Raw genomic sequence first — 22,337 nt, forward strand, 5'->3', positions numbered from 1 at the left:
GAAGGAATGAACTGGAACACAACCTGCCACTGCGGCGCCGTCTCGGTGCGGCTCGCCAAGGCGCCCGAAGAGATCGCCGAGTGCAATTGCTCGCTTTGCTTCTCGCACGGTATCCTTTGGAGCTATATGTCGCCGCGCGATGTGGTGATCGAAGGGGCGACGCGGACCTATAATCGCGCCGATCGCGAGAACCCCAATTCGGACCTGCACTTTTGCGCGACCTGCGGCTGTACGACGCACTGGTCTGCGACCGAGGGGCTGATCGAGCGGATGGGCGGCGAGGTCGATTTGATGGGTGTGAACATGCGCCTATTCGACCCGGCGCAGCTCAGCGGACTCAAGCTCAGCTTTCCCGACGGGCGCGGCTGGTCGGGCGAGGGGCCGTGGGCCTATGCGCGCGAGCATGGGGTCATGCCCTGACGGGCCGGCAGCCGCCGGCGCGTCACTCGGTCGAGTTGGCCTGTTCCAGAATCGACGCCGCGATGTCCTCGAGCTTGCCCGCAACCAGCAGCGGCGTGCCGCCGACCATGCCGACCTGCGTCTGGCCATTTTCATAGTCGCGAAGCCAAGCGACATTTTCGGCGACGAGAAGATAGTTGCCGCCGCGCGACTTGAGCGAAATGAATTTCATTGGGGGTGTCTCCTGATCCCCGATGCTCTAGGCGGCAAATATGAAGAATATGAGATCAACTCCTCCCGCCGCGATCATCTTCGATTTCGACGGCGTCATCGCCGACAGCGAAGTGCGCGCGAACCTGTCGCTTGCGGAGAGCCTGACCGCGGCCGGCATGCCCGCGACCTATGACGAGTGCCTGCGCGATTATTACGGCCATAATTGGCAGGAGACCGAGCGTCGCATCGTCGCGCGCTACGGCCGCGCCTTGCCCGACGACTTCCGCGAGACGCACCGCGCGCGGGCGCGGGCGCGCTATATGGAGGGCTTTGATGCAGTCCCCGGGGTGGCGGCCTTCCTCGACATGCTCGGGTCGCTGCCACGCGCGATCGCCTCATCGAGCCGCGCCGAATATATCGGCTGGGCGCTCGGGCTGTTCGGGCTCGGCCATCATTTCGGCGAGCATGTCTACAGCGCCGACGGCTGGGATCGCGGCAAGCCGTTTCCCGATATCTATCTTGCGGCGGCCAAGGGGCTGGGCGTCGACCCGGTCGACTGCCTCGCGATCGAGGATTCGCCGACGGGCGCGCAGGCCGCGATCGCTGCGGGGATGACCGTGGTCGGCTTTTGCGGTGCGGGGCATATCGTCGACCGGATCGCACATGGCGAGATGCTGCGCGAGGTCGGTGTGCACCGGCTTGCCTTTGCCTTTGAAGAGATTAGCATCGCTGCTTGACCATTGGCCGGGGGGCGCGACCTATGATGTGGAATATTCTGTACCCGTTGATGCTGTTCGGCGCGGTTGTCGTCTTGCCGGTGTGGGTATGGCGGCGGATGAAGAAGGTGCAGCGCATCACGCGGGAGGCGCTCGACGATACGCCCGCCGCGCGCCACACCGATCAATGGGAAGAGGTCGAGACGCGGGATGACGGCTTGGGCAGCGGCCGGACGGCGTCCTACAATTCCCTGTTGAGGGCGGCCGATCGTGACCGGAACGACGGCGGGGACAATGCGATATTGGGCGATCGGCGCTGACGGGGGGCGTCTGCGGCAAAAAAAGGACTGTCCTAAAAAACATCGTCCCATTAGCCTGAGGACGATACCAAGCCTTCCGCGCCCATCGACACTCAATCGCGAATGAAGTTGCGCAGTTTTCTGCGACTTTTCCAAATGTCCCCAAGGAGAGATTGCATGTGCACCGAGAACACCGAAGCCGACCTCGACCGCGCTGGAATGCCCGTCGGACGACGCAGCTTTACCGCGCTTGCGGGCGCCGGTGCGCTCGCCGCCGCGCTGCCCGCGCGTGCGATGGCGGGCAAGCCGGTGAAGGGCCGCGATGTCACGATCAAGACCGACGACGGCACTTGCGACGCCTATTTTGTCGCGCCGGCGAGCGGCAAGCATCCCGGCGTGCTCGTGTGGCCCGATATCCGGGGGCTCCGTCCCGCATTCCGGCAGATGGCCGACCGGCTCGCTGCCGAGGGTTACGCCGTGCTGACCGTAAACCCGTTTTACCGCTGGCAAAAGTCGCCGGTAGTCGATGCCGCGAACGACTGGAGCAATGAGGCGGTCCGCCAGAAGCTGTTCGGCTATCTGAAGCAGCTCACCAAGCCGATTGTCGAAACCGACGCCAAGGCGCATCTTGCCTTTCTCGATGCACAGAAGGAAGTCGACACCAAGCGGAAGCTCGGCACGACGGGCTATTGCATGGGCGGCCCGATGGTCATCTATACGGCGGCGCTCAAGCCCGATCGCGTCGGTGCGGCGGCGAGCTTCCATGGCGGCGGCGTCGGCACCGACAAGCCCGACAGCCCGCACCTGCTGATCCCGAAAACCAACGCCGGCTATCTGTTCGCGATCGCCGACAATGACGACAAGGAAGCGCCGAACGAGAAAGTGCTGCTGAAGGAGGTGCTCGCGCCGCGCAAGCAGTGGCACGAGGTCGAGGTGTACGAAGGCGCGATGCACGGATGGTGCCCGCCCGACGGCCGCGCCTATAACGAAGCCGCTGCCGAGAAGGCGTGGGGCCGGATGCTCGAGCTGTTCAAGGCGAGCCTGTAGCGCGGATGGCAGGAGGGCGATCGGATGAATTGGACCGCATTGGCCCTCTATTTTGGAACCCTCGGCGTGCTGGCCGGCATCCCGATCTACTTCGCCCGCCGTTATCGCGGACGGAAACCTGAAAGCCTGTCGTCGTTGCCGTCCGTTGTCGACCGGATCGGAAGCGGCGATGGCGTGGTTTATGAGCGCGGCTGGCGGGTCGAGGAGGAAGCCATATTGCTCGACAATGACGAGTTTCCGCCGCCGCGCGGTTGAACGCATCCGGTCAGTGGCTGGCGGCGTAGCTCGCATAGACGCGCTGGCCGGCGGGGCCGAAGGTCATGACCTTATAGGCTTCGCGGTGGTCGCCATGCTCCATGCCGGGCGACCCCATCGGCATGCCGGCGACCGCGAGGCCCTTTACGCCCTTGGGTTTTTCGCGGAGCAGGCGGGCGATGTCTTTCGCGGGCACATGCCCCTCGATCACATAGCCGCCGACGAGCACCGTGTGGCAGCTGCGCAGCGCCTGCGGCACGCCCTGCTTGTCCTTGACCGCGTCCATGTCCTTCGAATTGACGATGGTCGCCTTCTGCCCGAACGACGCCTTCACTTGTTCGAGCCATTTGAGGCAGCAGCCGCAGCCCGCATCGCGGAACATCACCGGGTTCGCCGCGTGCGCGGTGCCGATGATGGCGGAAAAAGCGGCAAGGGCGAAAAACGCGCGGCGAGCAGAAGTCATCGCAAATCCTTTTGGTGGAAGTGCTGCGGAGCCTATAGGCGGTGCCCATGAAAGTCCATTTCATCCGGTCGGGCGAACGCCGCTATTCAATGCGGATCGAGCGCGGGGGGCTGCCGGTGCTGGTGATGGATCCGGCGCCGGGCTTCGACCCCGACCTGCCGCACGACATGGTGCATTTCGTCGTCGAGGCGGCGTTGGGGCTCAAGACCGGCGTGTTCGGCCAGATCGCGGCGGGCGGCGATGCGGGTTCCTTCCATGTCGAGGCGGGAGGCGCGCTGTCGGCAAAGGAACGCCAGCGCGCCGCGCGCAAACAGGTCGCGAAGGGTGCGAAGCTGATCAAGGCGCAGGGCCGCGACGGCGAATTGTCCGAACTCGCAGCTTTCCTGTTCGACATTGGCTGGCGCAGCAGCACGCGACCCGACAGCCCGGCACAGCGCGCGGCGCTGAGTGAAGCCGAGCGGACGCGCGCGTCGCTCGGTGCCGACGAGCGTGCGCGGATCGATGCCGCCCAGCCGCGCGTGTTCGAGGACTTCGAGCGGTTATCGAAGGCATGGCGCGAGCTACGGACAGGCGAGGCGCTGATCCTCGAATGGCCGTCAGGGCACGTCATTTGAATCGTCATCCCGGACTTGATCCGGGATCCATTCGAACGGCGCGGTTATGGATCCCGGAGCAAGTCCGGGATGACGGGAAAGGAAGGCGATTCCTTCCTCAAAACCCGACCGGCCTCAGCCCATCGGGTAGAGGATGTCCTTGCTGACCTTGTGCAGCGCCTTCATCACATCGTCGCTCAGCACGAGTTCCATCGCATCGAGGATCGGCTGGACCTGATCATAGGCGCTGACCCCGACGATTGTCGAAGCCACGAAGTCGTGCTGCTTCGACCAGGCGGTCGCCATCGTAACCGGGTGCAGGCCCGCCTCTTCGGCGATTGCGAGGTAGCGTTCGGTCGCGGCGAGGCTCTTTTCGTTGACGAAGCGGCGGCCCATCGCCGCCTGCCGTCCTTCCATGCCGAGGTAGCGCGAGAAACGCGCGCCTTCGGGCCGCGCGCCGTCCTGATATTTGCCCGACAGCACGCCGCCGGCGAGCGGCGAATAGGGGATCAGGCTGACGCCTTCCTGCCGGCAAACCTGCGCCAGCTCGTCCTCGAAGCGGCGGTTGTTGAGGCTGAAATTATTCTGGATCGTGTGGTAACGCGCGCCGCCCAGTTTTTCCGACGCGGCAAGGGACTTCATCAGCCCCCAGCTCGTTTCGTTCGAGCAGCCGAGGATGCGGACCTTGCCGACGCGGACGAGTTCGTCGAGCGCGTCCATCATTTCGTCATAGGGCGCGTCATGATCGGGCCAGTGCGTCTGGTAGAGGTCGATATAATCGGTCTGCAGCCGCGTCAGGCTGTCGTCGACCGCCTGCATGATATTCTTGCGGTCGAGCGCGGTCATGCCGTTGCGGCACGGCGACTTGAACCACACATGGCTGGGCCCCGACACCTTGGTCGCCATGATGATCGCATCGCGCGGTTTGGTCTTCATCCAGCGTCCGACAATCTCCTCGGTGCGGCCGACCCATTTGATGTCGGGCGGAACCGGATAGCCCTCGGCGGTGTCGTAGAAATTGATGCCTTCGTCGAAGCAGCGGTCGAGGACGCGGAATGCCTCGGCCTCGTCGGTCTGGCTGCCGAAGGTCATCGTCCCCATGCAGATGTCGGACACATGGATGGCGCTCTTGCCGAGGCGGCGGCTGGTCATGGGGCTTGGTCTCCGCTGAATGGAGCGCCGTGCATAGGTTGCGGTTCGCAACCTTGCAATCAGATCAGCAGCGCGAGCGATCCCACCAGCAATGCCGCCATCGTCCAGTTGAACATCTTGAGCCGCGCCGGGCTCGACAGCCAGCCGCGCAGCACCTGTCCCATCACCGCCCACAGGCTGGTCGAGGGCAGGTTGATGATCCCGAAGACGACCGCGACGAGCAGCACCGCGCCGAGATTGCGGTCGGGGGCGTAGAGCGCGATCGCGGTCAGCGCCATCGACCAGGCCTTGGGGTTCACCCACTGGAACATCACTGCCTGGAAGAAGGTCATCGGCTTGGCGCGCGCGCCGGTCGCCGTGTCGGGCGCGGCGGCGTTGGCGATCTTCCACGCGAGCCATAGCAGATAGACGACACTCACCACCTTGAGCACGGTGTTCAGGACGGGGAACAGGTCGAACAGGCCCATCAGCCCGACGCCGACGAGGACGATCATCAGGGTGAAGCCGAAACCGACGCCGAGCGCGTGCGGCACGGTGCGGCGGAGGCCGAAATTGGCGCCCGACGCCATCAGCATCATATTGTTCGGCCCCGGCGTGATCGAGGAGACGAGCGCGAAGGCGGAGAGCGCGGCGAGGGTGGTCTGTTCCATGGCGTGCAACATAATGCGTTTTGATGCGCGATGGATTGCAAAGATACGTAGTCATCGGATAGATTGTGCAATCTATGATCAAGATCGACGCCATTGGCCGCAAGATATTGCAAGAACTGTCGCGCGACGGTCGAATCTCCAACCTCGAACTTGCCGAGCGTGTCGGGCTGTCGCCGTCGGCGTGCCTGCGCCGGGTGCAGGAGCTCGAGCGCAGCGGGGTGATCAAGGGCTATCGCGCGGTGATCGACCCGGCGAAGCTCGGGCTGACCTTTCTCGCCTATGTGACCGTCGGCCTGTCGTCGCACACCAAGAAATCGCAGGCCGATTTCGAAGCGGCGATGGCGCTCGCGCCCGAGGTGCGCGAATGCCACAATATCACCGGCACGATCGAATATCTGCTGCGCGTCGAGACCGAGGATCTCGCGGCGTACAAGCATTTCCATACCGAGGTGTTGGGCGTGCTGCCGCAGGTGCATTCGATCACCACCTATGTGCTGATGGATTCGCCAAAGGACGAGCGCGCATAGTTTTTCTTCGCGCCGCTCGCGAAGCGCTGCGCTTGAACCGCGGCGACCCGCACCGCATATCGGTTTCATGACGAAACTCTCTTTCCTCGACCTCGTGCCCGTCACCGACACCGGCACGATCGCCCAGTCGCTCGCCAACGCTGCCGATCTTGCTCGCCACGCCGAGGCACTTGGTTACGAACGCTATTGGGTTGCCGAGCACCACGGGATGGCGGGGATCGCGAGCGCCGCGACGTCGGTCGTGCTCGCGCATCTTGGTCAAGCGACGTCGCGCATCCGCATCGGTTCGGCGGGCATCATGTTGCCCAACCATGCCCCGATGGTGATCGCCGAGCAGTTCGGCACGCTCGAAGCTCTGTTTCCCGGCCGCATCGATCTGGGACTGGGCCGCGCGCCGGGATCGGATCAGCGTGTCGCCCGCGCGCTGCGCCGGACGCTCGCCAGCGACGAGCGCCAGTTTCCGCAGGATGTGCTCGAGCTTCAGGCGTTTCTCGCCGGCGACGAGCAGCTTGGCATCACCGCGGTGCCGGGGGCGGGCACGCATATTCCGCTCTGGATTTTGGGGTCGAGCACCTTCGGTGCACAGCTCGCGGCAATGCTCGGACTGCCTTATGCTTTCGCCAGCCATTTTGCCCCCGACGCGCTCGACGAGGCGCTCGACATCTACCGCCGCCAGTTCAAGCCGTCGGCGCAACTTGCCGAGCCCTATGCTGCTGCTGCCTTCAACAGCTTCGCCGCCGACACCCGCGAAGAAGCCGAACTGCTCGCTTCGTCGCAGCAGCAGGCGTTCGTCGCGCTGCGCACGGGCAATCCGGGCAAGATGCAGCCGCCGCTTGCGGGTTATAAGGACAGCCTGCCGCCCAACGCGCGCGCCATCCTCGACCATGTGCTCCAATGCTCGGCGGTCGGCACCGCCGACGATATTGCGGCGGGGCTGAAAGCCTTTGTCGCGCGGACCGGGGTCGACGAGGTGATCATCGCGTCGTCGATGTACGATCATGATGCGCGCAAGCGTTCGCTCACGCTGACGATGGAGGCGGCGAAAGCGCTCTAGTCGCCTGTCACCCCCAATGTTGACGCGGCTCCGGCCGCGGCAGTATAGGAGCGGCCCGACCAAGGGCGGCCCGTTTTGGGGTCGCCTTTTTACTTTTGACTGAAAGGTGCCTGCCATGACGATCACGCCGCTGATGCCCGTATACCCCCGGTGTGGTGTGCGTCCGGTTCGCGGCGAGGGCGCCTATCTGATCGGCGATCGAGGCGAGCGCTATCTCGACTTCGCGAGCGGCATCGCGGTGAACCTGCTCGGCCACGGCCACCCGCACCTGACGAAGGCGATCCAAGAGCAGGCCGCGACGCTGATGCACGTGTCGAACCTCTATGGCAGCCCGCAGGGCGAAGCCTATGCCGCGCGCCTTGTCGAGAACACTTTCGCCGATACGGTCTTCCTGACCAACTCGGGCGCTGAGGCGGTCGAATGTTCGATCAAGACCGCGCGCGCCTATCATTCGAGCGCGGGCAATGCCGAGAAGCACACGCTGATCACCTTCAACAACGCCTTCCACGGCCGCACGCTCGGCACGATCTCGGCGACCAATCAGGAAAAGCTGCGCAAGGGTTTCGACCCGCTGCTGCCGGGCTTCGCCTATGCACCGTTCGACGACATCAACGCCGCGCTCGATCTCGTCGACGACAATACCGCGGGCTTCCTCGTCGAGCCGATCCAGGGCGAGGGTGGTATTCGCCCCGCGTCGCAGCCCTTCCTGCAGGCACTGCGCGACATCTGCGACAAGCGCGACCTGATGCTCGTGTTCGACGAAGTCCAGTGCGGCGTCGCGCGCACCGGTCATCTCTACGCCTATGAACATTTCGGCGTGACCCCCGACATCATGGCGAGCGCCAAGGGCATCGGCGGGGGCTTCCCCATGGGCGCGTGCCTCGCGACCGAAAAGGCGGCGCGCGGCATGGTGATCGGCACGCATGGTTCGACCTATGGCGGCAACCCGCTGGCGTGTGCTGCGGGGCAGGCGGTGCTCGACGTCGTGCTCGAAGAGGGTTTCCTCGATCAGGTGAAGGCGACCGGCGAGCGGCTACGCGGCGCGCTCGAACAGCTCATCCCCAACCACGACCAATTGTTCGACAGCGTCCGTGGCGTCGGCCTGATGCTCGGGCTCAAGCTCAGCTCGGACAGCCGTGCCTTCGTGGCGCATCTGCGCGACAACCACGGGCTGCTGACCGTCGCGGCGGGCGAGAATGTCGTTCGCGTGCTGCCGCCGCTCAACATCGACGATAGCCATATCGCCGAATTTATCGAGAAACTGTCGGCAGGTGCGGCGAGCTACACGCCGCCCGAGTCCTGATGTTTTCCGTTCCTGTAGAACGGAGGGCGTGATGCGGCACTTCCTGAACCTGTCCGACGCGGGCGGGGACGCGGTCGCCGCGATGCTTGCCGACGCGATCGATCGCAAGGCGGCGCGCGCCGGCTGGCCCAAGGGCAAGGTCGATGCCGATGCGCCGCTCGCCGGGCATGTGCTTGCGATGGTGTTCGAGAAGAATTCGACGCGCACCCGTGCCTCGTTCGACATCGCGATCCGCCAGCTCGGCGGCACGCCGATGATCATGGATGCGGGTGTCACGCAGCTTGGCCGCGGCGAGACGATCGCCGACACCGCGCGCGTGCTGTCGCGTTATGCCGACGCGATCATGATCCGCACCGACGACCATGCAAAGGTTGAGGAACTCGCGGAATATGCCAGCGTCCCGGTGATCAACGGCCTGACCGACCTGTCGCATCCGTGCCAGATCGTCGCCGACCTGCTGACGGTCGTCGAGAGCGGCAAGGCGCTGCCGGGGCTCGAGCTCGCGTGGCTCGGCGATGGCAACAATGTCCTCGGCTCGCTGATCGAGGCGGCTGGCCTGTTCGGCTTTCACGTCCGCGCGGGTGTGCCGCAGGGTTATGAACCCGACGCGAGCTTCGTCGAGGCGGCGCGCGCGAAGGGCGTCCGCATCGACATCATGCGCGATGCGCGCGAAGCCGTCGCGGGCGCGGACCTCGTCGTCACCGACACATGGGTGTCGATGGGGCAGGATCATGCACACAACAAGATCGCGGCGATGGCGCCCTATCAGGTCGACGAACGGCTGATGACCGGCGCCAAGGATGACGCGATCTTCCTCCATTGTCTGCCCGCGCATCGCGGCGACGAGGTGGTCGACGCGGTGATGGACGGGCCGCAGTCGCGGGTATGGGACGAAGCCGAAAACCGCGTTCATGCGCAGAAATCGATCCTGCTCTGGGCATTCGGGAAATTGTGAGTTCGAAGACGTGAGTGAAATCATCGAAACCTGGTTCGACCAGCCCCTGCTGTTCACCATCGCCGAACGCCATGTGCGCGGGCGGCTGGTGCGATTGGGGCCGACGCTCCAGACGATCATGGGGGCGCATAATTATCCGCCGGTGGCCGAAAAGCTGCTCGCGGAGGCGCTCGTACTCACCGTCCTGCTCGGTTCGACGCTGAAGGACGAAAATGGCCAGATGACGCTGCAGGCGCAAACCGGCGGCGGCCCGATCGAGCTGCTCGTCTGCGATTATCGTGGCGGCGAACTGCGCGGCTATCTGAAATTCGACGCGGAGCGGCTGGCCGAAGTCGGGTCCGATCCGACCCTGTTCGCGCTGTTCGGCGAAGGCTTCCTCGCAATCACCTTCGACCAGGCTGCGACCGCCGAGCGTTATCAGGGCATCGTCCCGCTCGAAGGCGCGTCGATCGGTGAGGCCGCCGAGCATTATTTCGAGCAGTCCGAACAGATTTCGAGCCTGATCAAGCTTGCCGCGCGTCACGATCCCGAGGCGGGTTGCCTTGCCGGCGGGCTGCTGCTCCAGCATCTTCCCGAAGGCGAGGTCGGCCGCGACCGCCTGCACGTCCGGCATGACAATCCCGAATGGGAGCATGCGCGCACGATCGCGACGACGTTGAAGGACGAGGAACTCACCGATCCCGCGACATCGCTGGAAACGCTGGCATGGCGGCTGTTCCACGAGGATGAGGTTCGCGTGGAGCCCGGCGTTTCGGTGTCGCGCGGCTGTCGGTGCAGCACCGCCTATTTTGCCGGCGTGCTCGCGCAGTTTCCCGAAACCGAGCGGGCCGACATGGCTGACGAGAATGGGCGGATCGTCGTCGATTGTGCCTTTTGTTCGCGCTTCTTCCCCATCCCGCTGGATGAGATTTCGACCCATAATCGCGCGGAATGAAGGCGTAACTCCTCCCGCAGTCGGCGATGAAGCGGGTCAATCGAGCGCCAAGCGGTTGAAATCGTGATTTCGGATTGCTAGCTAATTGGCAACGGGGTCGCGTTTCGCTCGCTTGCGGGCGGCCAATGGATAGGTGGAATGGCGATCTTCTCTCCTGCATTTCGAATGTCCCTGATTGCGCTCGGCTGTGCCGGTGCAAGCGCGGTGCCGGCGCAGGCGCCGTCGCTGGCGATGCTCGACCGGCTCGAAAAGGGCAGCTGGCAACTGCGCGAACGCGGCAAGGATGCCGTGCTGCAGACGATTTGCGTCGGCGACGCGCGCCGGATGATCCAGATTCAGCACCCGCGAGCGACCTGCTCGCGCTACGTCATCGAGGACACGCCGAATTCGGTCACGGTTCATTATACCTGCCCCGGCGCCGGCCATGGCCGCACGACGATCCGCAGCGAGACGAACCGGCTGGTCCAGATCGACACGCAGGGCATCGCCGAGGGCAAGCCCTTCTCGCAAGCGATCGAGGCGCGCCGCGCGGGCGGCTGCTGAGCGAACCAAATATTAACCATGCTGCGTTAGACGGGGGCAGGGCTTCTTCTTCAGTGCCCTTTCTCCCTAACGGCTGTCATGCCGAACTGGGCCGTGCGGCAATAGCCACGCGGCCCATTTCTTTTGGCGTGGCGCAGCACTTGCACCCCCCGCGGTGCGGGCCTATCTGGCGCCGATGCAGGATCTAGCCGGAAAAACCCTGATCGTCCTCTTGTCGGGCGGCCTCGACTCGATGGTGTGTGCGGGCCTCGCGCGCGAAGCGGGCGCGCGCATCGTCGCGCTCACGATCGATTACAACCAGCGTCACCGCGTCGAACTGGAATCGGCGGCGCGGATCGCCGATTATGTCGGTGCAGCCGAACATATCGTGCTGCCGCTCGACCTGCGCCGCTTCGGCGGCTCGGCGCTGACCGCCGATATCGACGTGCCGAAGGATGGCGTGGGCGAGGATGTCCCGGTCACCTATGTCCCGGCGCGCAACCTGATCTTCCTGTCGCTGACGCTCGGGCTGGCCGAAGCGCGGCAGGCACAGGACATCGTCATCGGCGTCAATGCGCTCGACTATTCGGGCTATCCCGACTGCCGCCCCGAATTCATCCAAGGCTTCGAGAAGCTGGCGGCGCTCGCAACGCGCGACGGCGACAAGGGCGTCGATTTCCGTATCCACGCGCCGCTTCAGCATATGACCAAGGCTGATATCGCGGCCGAAGCGGCGCGGCTCGGCATGGACGCTGGGATGAGCTGGTCCTGCTATGACCCGACACCCGAGGGATTGCACTGCGGCGCGTGCGACAGCTGCCGCCTGCGCAGCAAAGGCTTTGCCGACGCCGGGCTTGCCGACCCGACGCGCTACGCCTGAGCCGATGACTTACGCGGTCAAAGAGATTTTCCTCACGCTGCAGGGCGAGGGGGCGCAGGCGGGCCGCCGCGCGGTCTTCTGCCGCTTTGCCGGATGCAATCTGTGGACAGGACGCGAGAAGGATCGCGCGAAGGCAATCTGCCAGTTCTGCGATACCGATTTCGTTGGCACCGACGGGACCCTTGGCGGGAAATATAAGACAGCGACGGCGCTCGCCGAGGTCATCGCCGAAAGCTGGGGCGAGGGGCCCGACGACCGTTATGTCGTGCTCACCGGCGGCGAGCCGATGTTGCAGGTCGACGATGCGCTGATCGATGCACTCCACGAACGCGGTTTCACGATCGCGATCGAAAGCAACGGGACTTTCCCGATCCCGCGCAGCATCGACTGGATCTGCGTCAGCCCGAAGGCAGGCAGCGAGCTGGTGCAGACCAGCGGTGACGAGCTCAAGCTAGTCTGGCCGCAACCCGGCAGCGACATCGCGCGCCTCGCCGCGCTCGATTTCGAGCATCTGCTCGTCCAGCCGCTCGACGATCTGCACGCCGCCGCCAATGTCCAGGCGTGCATCGATCTGGTGATGGACGATCCGCGCTGGCGTCTGTCGCTGCAGACGCACAAGAATCTGGGGCTGCGTTAGGGCTATTCGCCCTTTTTCGCGGCGGTATCGGCGGCGATCGACCGTTTCGCGACCGGCATGTCGACCGCTTCGGGATTCTCGTCGGCTTCGCTCGCGGGCTCAGCCTCATCGGCGCTGTCCGCCTCGTCGGACTTCGCCGCGTCTTTCTTGGTCCCGTCGTCGGGAACGCTGTTGTCGACCGCAGTGCCGTCGCTCGCCGCATCGTCGAGGATGATCATCGAATCGCTCACCGATCCGGGCTGGACCTCAACTGCGTCGAGCTTGGTCGTCGATTTGCCGGCTGTGTCGCCGCCGCCGCAGGCGGCAAGGGCGAGCAGGGAGAGCGATGCGAGAAGGGTGCGGGTCATGCGGCGTTCCTAATCGCTTGGCGAAAGCTTGTCGAGAAAGGCCGGAAGCGTCTGGACCAGCGCCGCATCGACATCGGCGAACGACGCCGTCTTGCCCAGCGCGGCGAGGCTCGTCACTGGAAATTCGGCGATCCCGCACGGCACGATCCCGCCGAAATGCGCCATCTCAGGTGCGACGTTGAGCGAGAAGCCGTGCATCGTCACCCAGCGTTTCACGCGGACGCCGATCGCGCCGATCTTCGCTTCACGGCCATCCAAGTCGTCGGTCCAGATGCCGATGCGGCCCTCGGCGCGGCGCGCCCCGACGCCGAGCAATGCGAGCGCGTCGATCACCCAGCCTTCGAGCGCCGAGACATAGGCGCGCACGTCGCGCCCGCGCTGCGTCAGGTCGAGCTGGACATAGCCGACGCGCTGGCCGGGGCCATGATAGGTATAGCGGCCACCGCGTCCCGCATCATAAACCGGGAATTGCGGGTTCAGCAGTTCGGCAGGATCGGCGCTCGTCCCCGCTGTATAGAGTGGCGGATGCTCGATCAGCCAGATGCGCTCGCCCGCGTCGCCGGCGTGGATCGCGGCCGCGCGTGTGTCCATGTCGGCCAAGGCCTTGTCATAGTCGGTCAGGCCGGGGCTGATGGTCCATTCGGGCGGAGGAAGGGCGTTCATTGCGCGCGCTATCTGGCGCGCCGCAGCGCCTTGCGCAAGGCCCTCCGCGCCGCTTGCCGACGGGGCTGGACAGGAGCGCCGAAGATCGTCACCTTCGGACAATAGAGAAATCGAAAAAATGACGGGGTATCAATGGTAAAATTCGACATGGGTGCGGCGTGGGACGACACCCTGCAGCTTCTGAAATCGCACACGGCGCTGGTGGGCACGATCGCTGGCGTGTTTCTGTTCTTGCCCGCGCTCGCGGTTGCATGGTTCGGGCCGGTGCCGATCGAGCCTGCGGCGGGGGCCGATATCAACGAGGTCATGGCGACGTTTCAGGAGAGTTTCCGGCAGATGATCCCGGGCCAACTCGCCATCGCGCTCTGCTCGCTGATCGGTACGGCGGGCATTCTGCGGCTCTGGCTGTCGCGGGCCGGCGTCAGCGTCGGCGAGGCGCTGACCTTCGCGCTCACGGTCTTTCCCACGATGATCGCGATCCAGATTTTGTGCGGCTTTGCCATCGGTATCGGCTTCCTGCTGCTGATCATTCCCGGCATCTATCTTGTCGGGCGTCTTGCGCTCGTCGCCCCGGCGGTCGCCGACCGCGGCCTCTACAATCCGTTCGACGCGATCCGCGCGAGCTGGGATCTCACCCGCAATAACGGCTGGGCGATCTTCTTTTTCCTTTTCCTCGTCGCGCTGGTGATCGTGATCGCGGCGCTGATCGTCGGCGGCGTCGTTTCGGTGATCGCGGGCAGCGAGCCGGGGTTCGGGCGGATGCTTGGCGGTTTCATCGAGGCCGCGTTCAGCACCGTCGGCAGCCTGGCATCGATTGCCGTTTCGGCCGCGGCCTATCGCCAGCTCGCGCTTCGGACCTCGTCGGACGTGTTCCAGTGACGCGGGTCACCGCCAACTATAACGATGTGTCGCAAATGGGATGAAGCCGTCCGGCTTTGCCTGCCTTGGATGGAGTGTAAGAATCTGGTTTAAAAACAGGGGGAAGTGGCATGACAAAAATGAGTATCGGAGCGGCCTTTTCGGAAACCTTCGCGTTTCTGAAGGCCAATTGGATGCAGATGCTGATATGGGTCGGCGGCGCTTTGGTCGTCGTTGGCCTGCTTGGCTTTCTGTTCCTCGGCTCGACCTTCTCGGCGATGGCGTTGGCGCCCAACGACCCGTCGCTCGTGATGGGCGCATTCGGCAAGATCGCACTTTTCGCGCTGATCGCTGCCGTTGTTTTCTATGGCGTTTCGATGCTGATCTGGCGCGGCGGCATGCATCCCGGCGAAGCGCCGAATTTTGCTTGGGCGTTCCAGGCCGGGCCTGCGTTGGCGTTCGGCATGTTCGTGGTGATGATCGCGGCCTATATCGTCATCTTCGTCGTCATGCTCGTTCTGACGCTGATCTTTGGCGCAGCGCTGGGCGGCATGGGGGCCTTCTCTCCCGGCGCTCTTGAATCGGGTGGAGCCGGGGCGATCGGCGGTGGCGCAATCTTCCTGATGGTCATCGTCTACATCGGCCTGCTGGTTTTCATGCTGTGGGTACAGGGGCGTTTCATGGTTGCAGGCCCCGTCATGGCCGACCAACTGACGCGCAACCCGATGACCGGCCTCGGCGAATCGTGGCGGCTGACCAGCGCGTCGCAATGGACGATCGTCGGCTTCTACCTGCTCTTCACGATCGGCGTATTCGTCTATGCGTTGATCGCTGGCATGATCTTCGGCGGCGTCCTCGGCGCGATCCTGGGCGGTTCGATGGTCGGGGCGATCCTGAGCATGATTGTGATGGCGGCGCTCGTCTACCTGCCGATCATCATGATCTCATTCTCGATGCCGGTCGGCGTCTATCGCGCGCTCGCGCCGCGCGCTTCGGGCGACGTTTTCGCCTGATCGCCGGTAAAGATGGGTGCAATTGGGGCGCTTCCGGAAACGGAGGCGCCCTTTTTTGTCAGTTCCATTTGGCGAGCGGCGGCAGGCTCATCAGGATCGCGTCGATATTGCCGCCGGTCTTGAGCCCGAACAGCGTCCCCCGGTCATAGACCAGGTTGAATTCGGCATAACGTCCGCGCCAGATCAACTGCGCCTCGCGCTCGGCGTCGGTGAAGGGCAGGCCCATCCGGCGCCGCACGATCTGCGGAAAGATGTCGAGAAAGGCCTCGCCGACCGCCTGCGTCAACTGGAAGTTGCGGTCGAACTCGGCGTCATCGCCGCATTCGAGATGGTCGTAGAATATGCCGCCGACGCCGCGATGGACGCCGCGGTGCGGGATATAGAAATAATCCTCGGCCCATTTGGCATAGCGTTCATAGATGTCGGGACCGAAGGGCGCGCATGCGGCGCGCAGCCGCGCGTGGAAGGCGTCGGTGTCCTCCTGATACGGGATCGGCGGGTTGAGGTCGGCCCCGCCGCCGAACCAGCGCTTCGTTGTTGCGAGGAAACGCGTGTTCATATGCACGGCGGGGACGTGCGGATTTGCCATATGCGCGACGAGGCTGATGCCGGTGGCGAAGAAGGTCGGGTCCTCACCCGCGCCGTGGATCGACGCAGCGAAGTCGGGGGCGAACTGCCCGCGAACGGTAGAGACGTTGACGCCGACCTTTTCGAAAACCTTGCCCGTCATCACGCCGCGTACGCCGCCGCCGCCTTCGCCGGGCTCGAGCCCTTCGGCCTCGCGGTCCCATGGCGTATAGGCAAAGCGCGCGTCGCTGCCAGCCTCGGCCTCGATCTTCTCGAATTCGGCGCAGATGCGGTCGCGGAGCGATTCGAACCAGCTACGCGCTGTTTGTTGCTGCGGGTCGAGCGAGATCATGCCGGAAAGCCTTTCGTTTGCCTGAGCGCTTCGGCGAGCGCGATGCCAGCCGCGACCGCGACATTCAAGGATCGAAAGCCCGCCTGCATCGGAATCGCGACCCGCGCCGCGGCCGCATCGTGCACATAGGGCGGCACGCCCGAGGATTCGGCGCCGAGCAGCAGCACATCTTCAGGCTGGAACGCGAAGTCGGGCAGGGGCGTCGCGCCCGCGGTGGTGAGCAGCACAAGCCGCGTTCCTGCGTCCGCGCGCCATTGCTGGAAGCTATTCCAGTCGGCATGGCGCCGCACATTGGCCCGTACGGCATAGTCCATTCCCGCGCGTTTGAGCGCGCCGTCGGAGAAGGGAAAGCCGCAGGGCTCGATGATATGCGCGGGCACGCCGAAACAGGCCGCGGTACGCAAGGTCGTGCCGACATTGCCCGCGATATCGGGCTGAAACAGGGCGATTTCCATGCACGGCCCATAGCCGCAGCGTCGCGCGGAATCGAGAGGGCTTGGCTCGACGCCTTGATACAGAAAGCGAAGCAAAAATTGCCTGTTGGCAAGCCCGGACAGTGCGGCTATCAGGCCCGCAATTCCCGGAGGGGCCGCCGGGTTGTGCGCTTTCGTGCGTGTGCAACAGGGGCGGCCATAACCTTCGAGAACTTTTGTTAGTTCACCCATGCAAGGGCAGTCGAATGGCCAGTGAATCTGAACTCAACGCCGGTACCGAGGATGGCGTACGCCGCCGGGATTTCATCAATATTGCGGCGGTGAGTTTCGCTGGTGTCGGTTCGGTCGCGGTGGTGCTGCCGCTGCTCAACCAGATGAACCCGTCGGCCGACGTGCTCGCGCTGTCGACGACCGAAATCGACATTTCGGCGATCCAGCCCGGACAGGCGATCAAGACCAGCTGGCGCAAGCAGCCGGTGTTCGTGCGCAACCTCGTCGCCAAGGAAATCGCCGAAGCCAAGGCGGTTCCGCTCGGCGACCTCCGCGATCCCGAAACGATCGACCAGCGCACCAAGCCCGGCAAGGAAAACTGGCTGATCACGCTGGGCGTCTGCACCCACCTCGGCTGTGTGCCGCTCGGTGCGGCGGAAGGCGAGAACAAGGGCGATTTCGGCGGCTATTTCTGCCCGTGCCACGGTTCGCATTACGACACCGCGGCGCGCATCCGTAAGGGCCCGGCACCCAAGAACCTGGTTGTGCCGCCCTATGAATTCAACAGCGACACCGTCGTGACGATCGGCTGAGGAGCGAGATAAGATGAGCTTTCCCTGGGCCAAACCCTATGAGCCGACGCATCCGCTGATGAAGTGGATGGACGAGAAGCTGCCGATTCCGCGCCTCGTCTATAACGCCACGGGCCCCGGCTATCCGGTGCCGCGCAACCTCAACTATTTCTGGAACTTCGGCGTCCTCGCCGGCGCCGCGCTGATGATCCAGATCATCACCGGTATCGTTCTGGCGATGCACTATGCCGCGAACGCGAGCGTCGCGTTCAATTCGGTCGAGCATATCATGCGCGACGTGAACGCCGGCTGGTTCATCCGCTACGCGCATATGAACGGCGCGAGCATGTTCTTCATCGTCGTCTATCTGCACATTTTTCGCGGCCTTTATTACGGTTCGTACAAGGCGCCGCGCGAAATGGTGTGGCTGCTCGGCGTCGTGATCTTCCTCCTCATGATGGCGACCGCCTTCATGGGTTATGTTCTCCCGTGGGGTCAGATGAGCTTCTGGGGCGCGCAGGTGATCACTGGCTTCTTCTCGGCGATACCGCTGGTCGGCGAGCCGGTGCGCGAATGGCTGCTCGGCGGCTTCGTCCCCGACAACGCCACGCTCAACCGCTTCTTCTCGCTGCACTATCTGCTGCCGTTCGTGATCCTGGGTGTCATCATCCTGCACATCTGGGCGCTGCACATCCCGGGTTCGTCGAACCCGACCGGCATCGAGGTGAAGGACGAACAGGACACCGTCCCGTTCCACCCCTATTACACCGCGAAGGACGGCTTCGGCGTCGGCGTCTTCCTGCTGATCTTCGTTGCGCTGACCTTCTTCAGCCCGAACACGCTCGGCCATGCCGACAATTATATCCCGGCGAACTCGCTTTCGACCCCGGCGCATATCGTTCCCGAATGGTACTTCCTGCCCTTCTACGCGATCCTGAAGGCCTTCACCTTCAACTTCCTGTGGATCGACGCGAAGCTCTGGGGCGTCATCGCGATGTTCGCATCGATCGCGTTGCTGTTCTTCCTGCCCTGGCTCGACAGCTCGCCGATCAAGTCGTCGAACTATCGTCCGCTGTACCGGATCTTCTTCTGGGTCCTCGTCGCTGACGTGCTGCTCCTCGGTTTCTGCGGCATGCAGCCCGCCGAGCAGCCCTATGTGATCCTCAGCCAGCTGGGCGCGATCTATTATTTCGCTCACTTCCTGGTGATCCTGCCGATCGTGTCGCGGATCGAACGCCCGCTTCCGATGCCGAATTCGATCACCGAAGCGGTCCTCGCCAAACACGCCACCGACACCGCGTCGGCTTCGGCAACGGCCTGAGCGCCGGACTTTAATAGGAGCTGATACAGCCATGGTTCGTCCGCTCGGTTTTCTCGTCGGTCTCGGTTTCATTACCGCGCTGGTGCTCGCGATCCTCACGACGCCGCTCAGCAATGAAGCCAATGTCGCGCACGAGTTTCACAAACATCCCCGCCATCTGAAGCTGGCCAGCGATGGCATCGTCCTGCCGCATTGGGACAAGGCCCAGCTGCAGCGCGGCATGCAGGTGTACAAGGAAGTCTGCTCCGCCTGCCACAGCCTGCATCTCGTCGCCTTCCGCGACATTGCGGACCTCGGCTACACCGAAGGCCAGATCAAGACCTTCGCCAAGGGCTTCCAGGTGCCGTCGATCAACCCCGACACGGGTGAACCGGCGACGCGCGACGGTCTGCCGTCGGATTATTTCCCGTCGCCCTATGCGAACGAAACGGCTGCCCGCGCCGCGAATAACAACGCGCTGCCGCCCGATCTTTCGCTGATCACCAAGGCGCGCGAAGGCGGCAAGGACTATGTCTATTCGCTGCTGACCGGTTTCCAGAACCCGCCGAAGAACCTGCCGGCCGAACTGAAGCCGGGCACGGGGCTACACTACAACCCCTATTTCGCGAACCTCAACCTCGCGATGGCCCCGCCGCTGGCACCCAATCAGGTGACCTATGCCGACGGCACCAAGGCGACCGTCGACCAGATGTCGAAGGACGTCACGGCATTCCTCGTCTGGACCGCCGAGCCGAAGCTGATCAAGCGCATCCAGGTGGGTTATGCAGTCTTCTTCTTCCTGCTGATCTTCACCGTGCTGACCTATCTGTCGTACCGGAACATCTGGGCCGACAAGAAGCATTGATGAGCCGGGGAGGGCGGCCTTCATGATCGCCCTCCCGCCTCAGCCGGACCTCGACCTCGCGTCGCTCGTCCGCACCATCCCGGACTTTCCGAAGCCGGGCATTCAGTTTCGCGATATCACCACGCTGATCGGCGACGCCGCCGGTTTTGCCGAAAGCGTGCGTCGGCTGAGCGCGCTCGCTGCGGTGCACCGCCCCGACTTCATCGTCGCGGTCGAGGCGCGCGGCTTCCTGTTCGGTGCGGCGATGGCGACCGCCATGGGACTGGGCGTCGTTCCGGTGCGCAAGGCGGGTAAGCTGCCCGGCGTCACGATCGGCGTCGATTATGAACTCGAATATGGCGTCGACCGGCTCGAGCTGCACGAAGGTGCGGTGCTGCCCGGCCACCGCGTCGTCCTCGTCGACGACCTGCTCGCGACCGGCGGCACGATCCTCGCTACCGCGGCGCTGATGCGGAGCGTCGGGGCCGAGGTCGCCGCGGCGCTGTTCGTGATCGACCTGCCAGATCTCGGCGGGTCGAAGCGGCTGGAGGCCGCGGGGCTCACCTGCGAAACGCTGATCGCCTTCGACGGCGATTGAGTCGGGCGCTTCAGATTAGGCCGTCGCTGCGCCAGATGATCAGCAAGCCGGCTCCCACGATGACGTCGATCACGACGCACCAGGGCACATACCATTGCGGGATCGCGACGAGCGGCAGGCGCGCGCGATTATGGTGCGCAAGATCCCAAGCCGCGTGGCCGAAATAGGCGAGCGGCAGCAGCACGGGCCAATAGAGTAGCCCGAGCAGGCCCGAAACCGCGAACGCCCCGCTGACATTGAACTCGACAAACTGGTCGCGCGGCGATCCGTTCACGACCGCGAAGCCGAAATAGATGCCCGCAATGAGCGCGATCAGTACCGCCGCAAAGCCGAGCGAGGCGGGCGCGGGCAGAAAGGCGTGGGGGAGCAGCGAGCCGATGCCAACGGCGATACCGGTGATGATCGGCCGCCGGGCGAATGCCGACAGGACATGACGATCGCTATGCAAAGGTTCGATAGACATAACCAGCCTCCCCACGGCTTCAGATGCGTGCCTTATGATACGCGTTAAATCGTTGCATCCTTCGTCGCCAATGCGATGGCTTCGATCTCGATCCGGAAACCGAAGTGAAGCGGGCCTGTGGGCACGACGCTACGCGATGGGCGTGTCGCCCCGAAGAATGCGCCATAGATGCTGTCCAGCTCGTCCCAGTCGGCGATGTCGCTGAGGTAGACCGTCGTCTTGATCACCTGCGACAATTCGGCGCCCGCGTCGTGCAGAACGGATTCCAGGTTCTGCAGCGTCTGTTCGACCTGATCCCTGAACGGTGCCGCCGACAACGACGTATCGCGTCCCGGCTTCAGCGGCAGCTGGCCGGAAATGAAGATCAGGCCTCCGCCCGTCGTGAAGGGCGAATAGTGCGGGCCAGCGGCAGGCTGTGAAGTCATGTCGGTCGATCTCCCAATCGGCTGCGCTGGCACGATATCATCGACGCAAAGAAAAAGCCCGCGCCGAAGCGCGGGCTATCGCCCCCGTGGCAAACGGGCTGGTTCTCAGAAGGGGACCCAGTTCTGCTTTTTGCGGAACTTCATATAGCCGGCGTTCACGCCGAGCCGCGCGCCGACACCGACGCGGATCGGGATCAGCACGACATCGCCGCGGCGCATATAGCTCGCGTTGAAGCCGCCAACCAGATAGGCGGCACCTTCACCCGCGGGGTAGCGCTTGTAGAGATCCTCACTGTCGAACAGATTATAGACGAGGACAAAGGTGTTGCCGGCGTTGGCCCCCGCGTCGAACCCGACCGAAGGCCCGGTCCAGTAGGCGGGCAGTTCGCCCTCGATCTTGTGGTGCAGGGTGCCCGAGCCGTAACGCACGCCGAGCACGAGTGCGCCGCCGGCCTCGCGGCCGACGATATAGGCATTGGGCTCGCCCTGCTTCTTCAAAATATCCTCGATCAACCCGGCGAGGCCCTGCGCGCCCTTGCCGAACACCCCTTCGGCCGCTCCGATCAAATCGTCCTTCTTGTAGGTCGATCCAGGCGCTGCCGCGACGGTGGTTGCCGACATATCGGCCCCCGCCGTGTTGGCGTCGGGCGATGGAGGGATTTCACTCGTCTGCTGGTCGCCGGTGGCGAGGTCGCTATCGTACGACGTGCCGACGGTCGAATCGCTCGACGCCGGCGGCGCGGGATTGTTGAGATCATAATCGATGGTCGTGCTGTTGGGATCGACTTCGCGCATCTGAGCGGCTGCCGGAAGCGGCGTCAGCGCGAGGCCGAGCGATGCCATTGCTGCCAAGGCAAGGCTGGTGAACGTTTTGCGCATATTGGACCCCCAAAGATCAAGCGACGCACGCGCGCCATATTCTGCGTTAATCATGACTCGCTTTCGCGCTTGAGCAATGAACCGGCGATGACTTGAGTCGAATTTACGCCAGACCGAATCGTCCGGGCGACGAAATGCCTGCTTTGACCCAAAAATTGCGCAATCTTTGCCGTTGCGGGGCGCGAAGTGCATGGCTATAGCGACCCGCCTAGG

31 protein-coding genes are annotated in these 22,337 nt (G+C 64.1%); 20 read left to right on the forward strand and 11 right to left on the reverse strand.

Translation table 11 applies throughout. The annotated features are described in order from the left end of the window. The first annotated feature begins 6 nt into the window (after positions 1-6). A complete protein-coding gene (locus tag GGC65_RS00995; RefSeq protein ID WP_192645456.1) occupies positions 7-420 on the forward strand; it encodes a GFA family protein in 414 nt (137 codons plus the stop codon). A 22-nt stretch (positions 421-442) separates the two neighbouring features. Here GGC65_RS00995 and GGC65_RS01000 read toward each other — a convergent pair whose 3' ends face one another. Beyond that, entirely contained in the window at positions 443-631 is a 189-nt protein-coding gene (locus GGC65_RS01000) for a hypothetical protein (protein ID WP_192645457.1), read from the reverse strand. 40 nt (positions 632-671) lie between these two features. On the opposite strand from GGC65_RS01000, the gene GGC65_RS01005 reads away from it, so the two are divergent. From GGC65_RS01005 to GGC65_RS01020, 4 genes are all read left to right on the forward strand, one after another. Continuing rightward, positions 672-1,349, forward strand: coding sequence for an HAD family hydrolase (locus GGC65_RS01005; RefSeq protein WP_192645458.1), 678 nt, complete (start codon positions 672-674; stop codon positions 1,347-1,349). Positions 1,350-1,372: 23 nt separating this feature from the next. Continuing rightward, positions 1,373-1,648: a hypothetical protein gene (locus GGC65_RS01010; protein ID WP_192645459.1), complete on the forward strand. Its 276-nt coding sequence runs from the start codon at positions 1,373-1,375 to the stop codon at positions 1,646-1,648. 156 nt (positions 1,649-1,804) lie between these two features. Continuing rightward, a complete protein-coding gene (locus tag GGC65_RS01015; protein ID WP_192645460.1) occupies positions 1,805-2,674 on the forward strand; it encodes a dienelactone hydrolase family protein in 870 nt (289 codons plus the stop codon). Between the two features lie 39 nt (positions 2,675-2,713). Continuing rightward, the gene (locus GGC65_RS01020) at positions 2,714-2,929 is read left to right on the forward strand and encodes a hypothetical protein (RefSeq protein ID WP_192645461.1); all 216 of its coding nucleotides are present in this window, start codon (positions 2,714-2,716) and stop codon (positions 2,927-2,929) included. Between the two features lie 10 nt (positions 2,930-2,939). Here the strand turns inward: GGC65_RS01020 and GGC65_RS01025 are convergent, their stop codons facing one another. After that, positions 2,940-3,392 carry a DUF411 domain-containing protein gene (locus GGC65_RS01025; protein ID WP_192645462.1) on the reverse strand — a complete coding sequence of 151 codons (453 nt, stop codon included), beginning with the start codon at positions 3,390-3,392 and terminating at the stop codon, positions 2,940-2,942. 47 nt (positions 3,393-3,439) lie between these two features. Between GGC65_RS01025 and GGC65_RS01030 the strand changes: the two genes are divergently transcribed. After that, a complete protein-coding gene (locus GGC65_RS01030; RefSeq protein ID WP_192645463.1) occupies positions 3,440-4,006 on the forward strand; it encodes a hypothetical protein in 567 nt (188 codons plus the stop codon). Between the two features lie 114 nt (positions 4,007-4,120). On the opposite strand, the gene GGC65_RS01035 is transcribed toward GGC65_RS01030, so the two are convergent. Next, complete coding sequence (locus GGC65_RS01035) at positions 4,121-5,137, reverse strand: aldo/keto reductase (RefSeq protein ID WP_192645464.1); 1,017 nt, start codon at positions 5,135-5,137, stop codon at positions 4,121-4,123. Positions 5,138-5,196: 59 nt separating this feature from the next. After that, complete coding sequence (locus GGC65_RS01040) at positions 5,197-5,787, reverse strand: LysE family translocator (RefSeq protein WP_192645465.1); 591 nt, start codon at positions 5,785-5,787, stop codon at positions 5,197-5,199. A 74-nt stretch (positions 5,788-5,861) separates the two neighbouring features. On the opposite strand from GGC65_RS01040, the gene GGC65_RS01045 reads away from it, so the two are divergent. The 8 genes from GGC65_RS01045 (at position 5,862) to queE (ending at position 12,599) form a co-directional block, all read left to right on the forward strand. Continuing rightward, a complete protein-coding gene (locus tag GGC65_RS01045) occupies positions 5,862-6,314 on the forward strand; it encodes an Lrp/AsnC family transcriptional regulator (RefSeq protein WP_192645466.1) in 453 nt (150 codons plus the stop codon). Between the two features lie 67 nt (positions 6,315-6,381). Beyond that, the gene (locus GGC65_RS01050) at positions 6,382-7,368 is read left to right on the forward strand and encodes an LLM class flavin-dependent oxidoreductase (protein WP_192645467.1); all 987 of its coding nucleotides are present in this window, start codon (positions 6,382-6,384) and stop codon (positions 7,366-7,368) included. 115 nt (positions 7,369-7,483) lie between these two features. Further along, the gene (locus GGC65_RS01055) at positions 7,484-8,671 is read left to right on the forward strand and encodes an aspartate aminotransferase family protein (protein ID WP_192645468.1); all 1,188 of its coding nucleotides are present in this window, start codon (positions 7,484-7,486) and stop codon (positions 8,669-8,671) included. 28 nt (positions 8,672-8,699) lie between these two features. Next, complete coding sequence (argF, locus tag GGC65_RS01060; protein ID WP_192645469.1) at positions 8,700-9,626, forward strand: ornithine carbamoyltransferase; 927 nt, start codon at positions 8,700-8,702, stop codon at positions 9,624-9,626. Between the two features lie 10 nt (positions 9,627-9,636). Then, complete coding sequence (locus GGC65_RS01065; protein WP_318780103.1) at positions 9,637-10,560, forward strand: Hsp33 family molecular chaperone HslO; 924 nt, start codon at positions 9,637-9,639, stop codon at positions 10,558-10,560. Positions 10,561-10,725: 165 nt separating this feature from the next. Next, entirely contained in the window at positions 10,726-11,103 is a 378-nt protein-coding gene (locus tag GGC65_RS01070; protein WP_225940618.1) for a hypothetical protein, read from the forward strand. A gap of 175 nt (positions 11,104-11,278) precedes the next feature. After that, positions 11,279-11,962: a 7-cyano-7-deazaguanine synthase QueC gene (queC, locus tag GGC65_RS01075; protein ID WP_192649336.1), complete on the forward strand. Its 684-nt coding sequence runs from the start codon at positions 11,279-11,281 to the stop codon at positions 11,960-11,962. A 4-nt stretch (positions 11,963-11,966) separates the two neighbouring features. Continuing rightward, positions 11,967-12,599, forward strand: a complete 633-nt coding sequence (gene queE, locus GGC65_RS01080; RefSeq protein WP_192645472.1) for a 7-carboxy-7-deazaguanine synthase — start codon at positions 11,967-11,969, stop codon at positions 12,597-12,599. Between the two features lie 2 nt (positions 12,600-12,601). Here queE and GGC65_RS01085 read toward each other — a convergent pair whose 3' ends face one another. Together GGC65_RS01085 and lipB are read right to left on the reverse strand one after the other, a co-directional pair. Continuing rightward, a complete protein-coding gene (locus GGC65_RS01085) occupies positions 12,602-12,946 on the reverse strand; it encodes a hypothetical protein (protein WP_192645473.1) in 345 nt (114 codons plus the stop codon). 9 nt (positions 12,947-12,955) lie between these two features. Beyond that, positions 12,956-13,609, reverse strand: coding sequence for a lipoyl(octanoyl) transferase LipB (lipB, locus tag GGC65_RS01090; RefSeq protein WP_192645474.1), 654 nt, complete (start codon positions 13,607-13,609; stop codon positions 12,956-12,958). 132 nt (positions 13,610-13,741) lie between these two features. Between lipB and GGC65_RS01095 the strand changes: the two genes are divergently transcribed. Continuing rightward, positions 13,742-14,488 carry a glycerophosphoryl diester phosphodiesterase membrane domain-containing protein gene (locus GGC65_RS01095; RefSeq protein WP_192645475.1) on the forward strand — a complete coding sequence of 249 codons (747 nt, stop codon included), beginning with the start codon at positions 13,742-13,744 and terminating at the stop codon, positions 14,486-14,488. Between the two features lie 110 nt (positions 14,489-14,598). Beyond that, a complete protein-coding gene (locus GGC65_RS01100; protein ID WP_192645476.1) occupies positions 14,599-15,480 on the forward strand; it encodes a hypothetical protein in 882 nt (293 codons plus the stop codon). A gap of 58 nt (positions 15,481-15,538) precedes the next feature. Here GGC65_RS01100 and hemF read toward each other — a convergent pair whose 3' ends face one another. Further along, a complete protein-coding gene (hemF, locus tag GGC65_RS01105; protein ID WP_192645477.1) occupies positions 15,539-16,399 on the reverse strand; it encodes an oxygen-dependent coproporphyrinogen oxidase in 861 nt (286 codons plus the stop codon). Then, complete coding sequence (locus GGC65_RS01110; protein ID WP_192645478.1) at positions 16,396-16,854, reverse strand: tRNA (cytidine(34)-2'-O)-methyltransferase; 459 nt, start codon at positions 16,852-16,854, stop codon at positions 16,396-16,398. Before GGC65_RS01110 ends, hemF begins: the two co-directional genes overlap by 4 nt. Before the next feature lie 224 nt (positions 16,855-17,078). Between GGC65_RS01110 and petA the strand changes: the two genes are divergently transcribed. From petA to GGC65_RS01130, 4 genes are read left to right on the forward strand one after another with little or no spacing between them, the layout of a single operon-like run. Next, positions 17,079-17,636, forward strand: coding sequence for a ubiquinol-cytochrome c reductase iron-sulfur subunit (gene petA, locus GGC65_RS01115; RefSeq protein ID WP_192645479.1), 558 nt, complete (start codon positions 17,079-17,081; stop codon positions 17,634-17,636). Positions 17,637-17,649: 13 nt separating this feature from the next. Next, entirely contained in the window at positions 17,650-18,936 is a 1,287-nt protein-coding gene (locus GGC65_RS01120) for a cytochrome b (RefSeq protein ID WP_192645480.1), read from the forward strand. A gap of 31 nt (positions 18,937-18,967) precedes the next feature. Further along, positions 18,968-19,780 (forward strand): cytochrome c1, encoded by an 813-nt coding sequence (locus GGC65_RS01125; RefSeq protein WP_192645481.1) that lies wholly within the window; start codon positions 18,968-18,970, stop codon positions 19,778-19,780. Between the two features lie 22 nt (positions 19,781-19,802). Next, positions 19,803-20,357 carry an adenine phosphoribosyltransferase gene (locus tag GGC65_RS01130; RefSeq protein WP_192645482.1) on the forward strand — a complete coding sequence of 185 codons (555 nt, stop codon included), beginning with the start codon at positions 19,803-19,805 and terminating at the stop codon, positions 20,355-20,357. A gap of 10 nt (positions 20,358-20,367) precedes the next feature. Here the strand turns inward: GGC65_RS01130 and GGC65_RS01135 are convergent, their stop codons facing one another. The 3 genes from GGC65_RS01135 to GGC65_RS01145 form a co-directional block, all read right to left on the reverse strand. Next, positions 20,368-20,820, reverse strand: coding sequence for a DUF6010 family protein (locus tag GGC65_RS01135; RefSeq protein ID WP_192645483.1), 453 nt, complete (start codon positions 20,818-20,820; stop codon positions 20,368-20,370). 44 nt (positions 20,821-20,864) lie between these two features. Continuing rightward, positions 20,865-21,245 (reverse strand): RidA family protein, encoded by a 381-nt coding sequence (locus tag GGC65_RS01140; RefSeq protein ID WP_192645484.1) that lies wholly within the window; start codon positions 21,243-21,245, stop codon positions 20,865-20,867. Positions 21,246-21,350: 105 nt separating this feature from the next. Continuing rightward, on the reverse strand, positions 21,351-22,124 hold the full coding sequence (locus GGC65_RS01145) for a DUF1134 domain-containing protein (protein ID WP_192645485.1): 774 nt from the start codon (positions 22,122-22,124) through the stop codon (positions 21,351-21,353). Positions 22,125-22,337 lie beyond the last annotated feature (213 nt).

It is taken from the genome of Sphingopyxis sp. OAS728, from assembly GCF_014873485.1.
Taxonomy (GTDB): Bacteria; Pseudomonadota; Alphaproteobacteria; order Sphingomonadales; family Sphingomonadaceae; genus Sphingopyxis.

Coding starts and splice junctions, on each gene's coding strand:
- GGC65_RS00995 (WP_192645456.1), top strand. CDS start 7: ATGAACTGGAACACAACCTGCCACTGCGGCGCCGTCTCGGTGCGGCTC.
- GGC65_RS01000 (WP_192645457.1), bottom strand. CDS start 631: ATGAAATTCATTTCGCTCAAGTCGCGCGGCGGCAACTATCTTCTCGTC.
- GGC65_RS01005 (WP_192645458.1), top strand. CDS start 672: ATGAAGAATATGAGATCAACTCCTCCCGCCGCGATCATCTTCGATTTC.
- GGC65_RS01010 (WP_192645459.1), top strand. CDS start 1,373: ATGATGTGGAATATTCTGTACCCGTTGATGCTGTTCGGCGCGGTTGTC.
- GGC65_RS01015 (WP_192645460.1), top strand. CDS start 1,805: ATGTGCACCGAGAACACCGAAGCCGACCTCGACCGCGCTGGAATGCCC.
- GGC65_RS01025 (WP_192645462.1), bottom strand. CDS start 3,392: ATGACTTCTGCTCGCCGCGCGTTTTTCGCCCTTGCCGCTTTTTCCGCC.
- GGC65_RS01030 (WP_192645463.1), top strand. CDS start 3,440: ATGAAAGTCCATTTCATCCGGTCGGGCGAACGCCGCTATTCAATGCGG.
- GGC65_RS01035 (WP_192645464.1), bottom strand. CDS start 5,137: ATGACCAGCCGCCGCCTCGGCAAGAGCGCCATCCATGTGTCCGACATC.
- GGC65_RS01040 (WP_192645465.1), bottom strand. CDS start 5,787: ATGGAACAGACCACCCTCGCCGCGCTCTCCGCCTTCGCGCTCGTCTCC.
- GGC65_RS01045 (WP_192645466.1), top strand. CDS start 5,862: ATGATCAAGATCGACGCCATTGGCCGCAAGATATTGCAAGAACTGTCG.
- GGC65_RS01050 (WP_192645467.1), top strand. CDS start 6,382: ATGACGAAACTCTCTTTCCTCGACCTCGTGCCCGTCACCGACACCGGC.
- GGC65_RS01055 (WP_192645468.1), top strand. CDS start 7,484: ATGACGATCACGCCGCTGATGCCCGTATACCCCCGGTGTGGTGTGCGT.
- GGC65_RS01070 (WP_225940618.1), top strand. CDS start 10,726: ATGTCCCTGATTGCGCTCGGCTGTGCCGGTGCAAGCGCGGTGCCGGCG.
- queC (WP_192649336.1), top strand. CDS start 11,279: ATGCAGGATCTAGCCGGAAAAACCCTGATCGTCCTCTTGTCGGGCGGC.
- queE (WP_192645472.1), top strand. CDS start 11,967: ATGACTTACGCGGTCAAAGAGATTTTCCTCACGCTGCAGGGCGAGGGG.
- GGC65_RS01085 (WP_192645473.1), bottom strand. CDS start 12,946: ATGACCCGCACCCTTCTCGCATCGCTCTCCCTGCTCGCCCTTGCCGCC.
- lipB (WP_192645474.1), bottom strand. CDS start 13,609: ATGAACGCCCTTCCTCCGCCCGAATGGACCATCAGCCCCGGCCTGACC.
- GGC65_RS01095 (WP_192645475.1), top strand. CDS start 13,742: ATGGTAAAATTCGACATGGGTGCGGCGTGGGACGACACCCTGCAGCTT.
- GGC65_RS01100 (WP_192645476.1), top strand. CDS start 14,599: ATGACAAAAATGAGTATCGGAGCGGCCTTTTCGGAAACCTTCGCGTTT.
- hemF (WP_192645477.1), bottom strand. CDS start 16,399: ATGATCTCGCTCGACCCGCAGCAACAAACAGCGCGTAGCTGGTTCGAA.
- GGC65_RS01110 (WP_192645478.1), bottom strand. CDS start 16,854: ATGGAAATCGCCCTGTTTCAGCCCGATATCGCGGGCAATGTCGGCACG.
- petA (WP_192645479.1), top strand. CDS start 17,079: ATGGCCAGTGAATCTGAACTCAACGCCGGTACCGAGGATGGCGTACGC.
- GGC65_RS01120 (WP_192645480.1), top strand. CDS start 17,650: ATGAGCTTTCCCTGGGCCAAACCCTATGAGCCGACGCATCCGCTGATG.
- GGC65_RS01125 (WP_192645481.1), top strand. CDS start 18,968: ATGGTTCGTCCGCTCGGTTTTCTCGTCGGTCTCGGTTTCATTACCGCG.
- GGC65_RS01130 (WP_192645482.1), top strand. CDS start 19,803: ATGATCGCCCTCCCGCCTCAGCCGGACCTCGACCTCGCGTCGCTCGTC.
- GGC65_RS01135 (WP_192645483.1), bottom strand. CDS start 20,820: ATGTCTATCGAACCTTTGCATAGCGATCGTCATGTCCTGTCGGCATTC.
- GGC65_RS01140 (WP_192645484.1), bottom strand. CDS start 21,245: ATGACTTCACAGCCTGCCGCTGGCCCGCACTATTCGCCCTTCACGACG.
- GGC65_RS01145 (WP_192645485.1), bottom strand. CDS start 22,124: ATGCGCAAAACGTTCACCAGCCTTGCCTTGGCAGCAATGGCATCGCTC.